This window comes from Sphingomonas sp. AOB5, from assembly GCF_029433115.1.
In the GTDB taxonomy this organism is placed as follows: domain Bacteria; phylum Pseudomonadota; class Alphaproteobacteria; order Sphingomonadales; family Sphingomonadaceae; genus Sphingomonas.
On the sequence record NZ_JARNTV010000119.1, the window covers coordinates 1 to 3,383 of the forward strand.

The 3,383-nt window shown below is 64.8% G+C and carries 5 protein-coding genes and 1 pseudogene; all 6 read right to left on the minus strand.

Annotated elements, in window-relative coordinates; genetic code table 11:
• The coding region (locus P1X14_RS21805; protein WP_277317528.1) for a DUF2807 domain-containing protein at window positions 1-463 on the minus strand (463 nt) is incomplete at its 3' end.
• A 142-nt stretch (window positions 464-605) separates the two neighbouring features.
• Window positions 606-1,364, minus strand: coding sequence for a head GIN domain-containing protein (locus P1X14_RS21810; protein ID WP_277317529.1), 759 nt, complete (start codon window positions 1,362-1,364; stop codon window positions 606-608).
• A 112-nt stretch (window positions 1,365-1,476) separates the two neighbouring features.
• Window positions 1,477-2,010, minus strand: a complete 534-nt coding sequence (locus P1X14_RS21815) for a CarD family transcriptional regulator (RefSeq protein ID WP_277317530.1) — start codon at window positions 2,008-2,010, stop codon at window positions 1,477-1,479.
• A gap of 308 nt (window positions 2,011-2,318) precedes the next feature.
• Entirely contained in the window at window positions 2,319-2,657 is a 339-nt protein-coding gene (gene fdxA / locus P1X14_RS21820; protein ID WP_277317531.1) for a ferredoxin FdxA, read from the minus strand.
• Window positions 2,658-2,716: 59 nt separating this feature from the next.
• Window positions 2,717-3,031: a S4 domain-containing protein gene (locus P1X14_RS21825; protein ID WP_277317532.1), complete on the minus strand. Its 315-nt coding sequence runs from the start codon at window positions 3,029-3,031 to the stop codon at window positions 2,717-2,719.
• Window positions 3,028-3,383 (minus strand): annotated as a pseudogene (locus P1X14_RS21830) (helicase); the annotation flags it as partial. The pseudogene P1X14_RS21830 and the gene P1X14_RS21825, both read right to left, overlap by 4 nt.

Here is a 3,383-nt window from a genome sequence, read left to right on the forward strand (position 1 = left end):
CCGTGCCGCCCAGCGTCATCGCGCCGGTGCCGCTCAACGTCAGGTTGAGATCCTCGGCCTGGATCGCGCCGACGCTCACCGATCCGCCGCCGTTCAGCCCGATATCGACGCGCGCGCCTTTCATCGCCGCGGCGCGGACCCGCCCGCCGCCATTGACCAGCAGCGCGCGCAGGGCCGGGGTCGCGATGGTGATCTTGGGGATTGCCAGCGTCTCGCCGGTCGGTTGCGACCAGCCCGCGGTGCCCGCGCTGATCACCAGCGTGCTGCCATCGACGCGCAGCGACAGCCGCTGCAATACCTTGCTCTCACCCACGGCCGTGGCACGGGTGCCGCCCTCGAGGATCTCGACCTCGAACGGCCCGTCGACGCGGACCCGGTCGAAGCCGGAAACGAGGAAGCGCTTCTCCTCGGGCGCCGCTGACGCGACCAGCAGTAAAAGGAAGAGGGAGGCGATCCAGCGCATGCGCCAGATTCGCACTGCCACGCGTTTGGCGCAATGCCTTGCGCAACGGTGCCAGCCCGCTCCCCCACCCGACCACCCATAGGATACTGGCGTTGGGCGGCCGGGTGGGGAGCGGGCTGGCACCGCCCGGATCAAAAACGCTTTAGCTGCACTTGGCCTCGCCAGAGCCCATCGCGCTGATCTTGCACTTGGCGCCCCCGGTCAGCTCGGCATCGCCCGAGCCCATGATCGAGACGTTCGCGTCGCCCTTCACCGTGCCATAGACATTGCCCGAGCCCATGATGCTGATCTTGGCGCCGGTCGCGGTCAGGCCGCGGGCGTCGATATCGCCCGAACCCATGATCTCGCCGTCGAGGCGGTTCGCGGTGCCCGCAGCCTTCAGGTCGCCCGATCCGACCACCTTGAACTCGACCGATCCGCCGGTCAGCGCCGCGATGGTCAGATTGCCCGATCCGGTCAGCTCGGCTTCGAAATCGCCTTCGCCCTTGTCGGCGGTCAGGTCGCCCGATCCGGTCACGCTTGCCGCGGTCAGGCGGGGCAGGGTCACCTGCACCTTCACGCCGCCATCGCTCGAGCTGTGCCAGCCCCAGCCCTGACTCTTGCGCCCGACCCGCAGCTTGCCGCCGCGAACGGTGATGTCCAGCTCGTCCAGCACCTTTGGATCGCCATCGGCGCGGACCGAGAAGGCGGTGCCATACTTCACTTCGATATCGTCCGGCCCGAACAGCTCGACTTCGGTAAAGTCCTTCGCATCGAAGCTGCGCGAGCCACCGCTGCCGCTCGGCGGAATCGCGTCCGCCGATGCCTGGCCGGGGCCTTGCTTGTTGGCATGGTCATTGTCCCAGCTCGCATGACAGGCCGACAGCGGCAGCGCGGCGAGCGCGAGAAGCAGAGTGCGCATGGGTCATCCCTCCATTGTGTATTGCTGATACAATACACTCCATAGAGGATAAAGAAAAGGGGCGGCGGAATTGCTCCGTCGCCCCTCTTCAAAGTCCAGCGGGACCGCGCGGTTACGCGGGCACCTTGTCCTTGTTCCAGGTCACCGCGGCCTTGCGCAGGATGTCGAGGATCTTCTCGAGCGCGGCCGGTTCCTCGGTCTCTTCCATCGCCGCGAGTTCGCGGGCGAGGCGGCTGGCGGCCGCTTCGAAGATCTGACGCTCGGAATAGCTTTGCTCGGGCTGGTCGTCGGCACGGAACAGGTCGCGGACCACTTCGGCGATCGACACCAGGTCGCCCGAATTGATCTTCGCTTCATATTCCTGCGCACGGCGCGACCACATGGTGCGCTTGACCTTGGGCTTGCCCTTCAGCGTCTCGAGCGCTTCCTTCAGCGTCTTGTCGCTGGAAAGCTTGCGCATGCCGACGCTCTCCGCCTTGTTGGTCGGAACGCGCAGGGTCATCTTTTCTTTTTCGAAGCGGAGCACATACAGCTCAAGCTGCATGCCCGCGATTTCCTGTTTCTGAAGCTCGATCACACGGCCAACGCCGTGCTTGGGGTAAACGACATAATCGCCGACGTCGAAGGACAGCGCCTTGGCAGCCATAATGCGTACAGCCTTTCCGTGAATTACAGGCCTCGAGTGAATGAAGCGAAGCCCGGACGCGGCAAGCGCGGCGAGCGTGCTGAACGAGGCATTTGTATTGCGTTCTCCGGGCGGAGGGCGAATCTACCTCCGTCACAGGGTATTTAACACGATTGAAACAAAATTACCAGCGTTGCGACGCAAAAAGGCGCAGAAATCTGCGCTTCGTTTCCACGACTTGTCTGTGCTGCACCGTTGCGGCCGCCAGGATACAGCGGCGGCAGGATTGCAGTTTGATCAGCGTCCGTCTTGGACGGAATCGACGCGGATCAGCTGCCGCTGCCGGGTTCGGCCGAGAAGAACTGCTCGAACTTGTTCTCGACGCCCTTCATCGCATCGGCATCGGCGGGAACATCGCCCTTCTGGGTCAGGTTCGGCCATTCTTCCGAATAGGTGCGGTTGAGTTCGAGCCACTTTTCCAGGCCGTTCTCGGTATCCGGCAGGATCGCCTCGGCCGGGCATTCCGGCTCGCACACGCCGCAATCGATGCACTCGTTCGGATTGATGACGAGCATGTTCTCGCCCTCATAGAAACAGTCGACCGGACACACCTCGACGCAGTCCATATACTTGCAGCGGATGCAGGCATCGGTGACGACGTAGGTCATGGAAAAAGGCCCCTAAAGCGCGGAAAACAGGTTCCTGCTATGCTTGGCGTTCCGACGCGTCAATCAATAGGACCTTCCTGCGAGACGTTCTCAGCTTTAGCGGAGTCGCTCGTCACCAGCCGTTGGTAGCAGGCCTGTGCCTCTGCAGGCGGCCCGCGGCGGGCCGGAAGCGCCTCCACCCGGATCACCCTGACGTGGTGATCCGCGCCCACGAACGCGATGATATTGCCCACGCGCACCGGTGCATGCGCACGGTCGATCCGGCGGCCGTCGATGCGCAAGCGACCGCCTTCGGCAAGGTCCTGCGCGACGTTGCGGCTTTTCGCCAGCCGGACGAACCAAAGATAGCGATCGATGCGCATCGTCTCGCTCATTTGCCGATCCCCAGCGCGGCGAGCGCGGCAAAGGCGTTGTCCTTTGGCGGGGCCTTTGGCGGCGCTTGCGGTGTCAGGCCTTGCCAGATCCAGCGGACCGGCTGGCCCCCATTCTCTCCGGCGCCACCGCGCGCGGTACGGAAGCCGAGCTGTGCCATCAGCCGCGCCAGCGTCTCGGGCTGGATGCCCATCGATGTGGCGAGCGCGGGATCGGGGGCGAAGGGTTTCCGTCCCTTCCGGCTGTCATGCGCGGCGCGGGCGATGCGCTCGACCAGATCGACGCGCACCGCCTGTGCGCCCAGCGGCCGATAGCCATGGGCGAGCGTTGCGCCGGGCGCGTTGCGGGGCAGCG

Coding starts and splice junctions, on each gene's coding strand:
- P1X14_RS21825 (WP_277317532.1), bottom strand. CDS start 3,031: ATGAGCGAGACGATGCGCATCGATCGCTATCTTTGGTTCGTCCGGCTG.
- P1X14_RS21815 (WP_277317530.1), bottom strand. CDS start 2,010: ATGGCTGCCAAGGCGCTGTCCTTCGACGTCGGCGATTATGTCGTTTAC.
- P1X14_RS21810 (WP_277317529.1), bottom strand. CDS start 1,364: ATGCGCACTCTGCTTCTCGCGCTCGCCGCGCTGCCGCTGTCGGCCTGT.
- fdxA (WP_277317531.1), bottom strand. CDS start 2,657: ATGACCTACGTCGTCACCGATGCCTGCATCCGCTGCAAGTATATGGAC.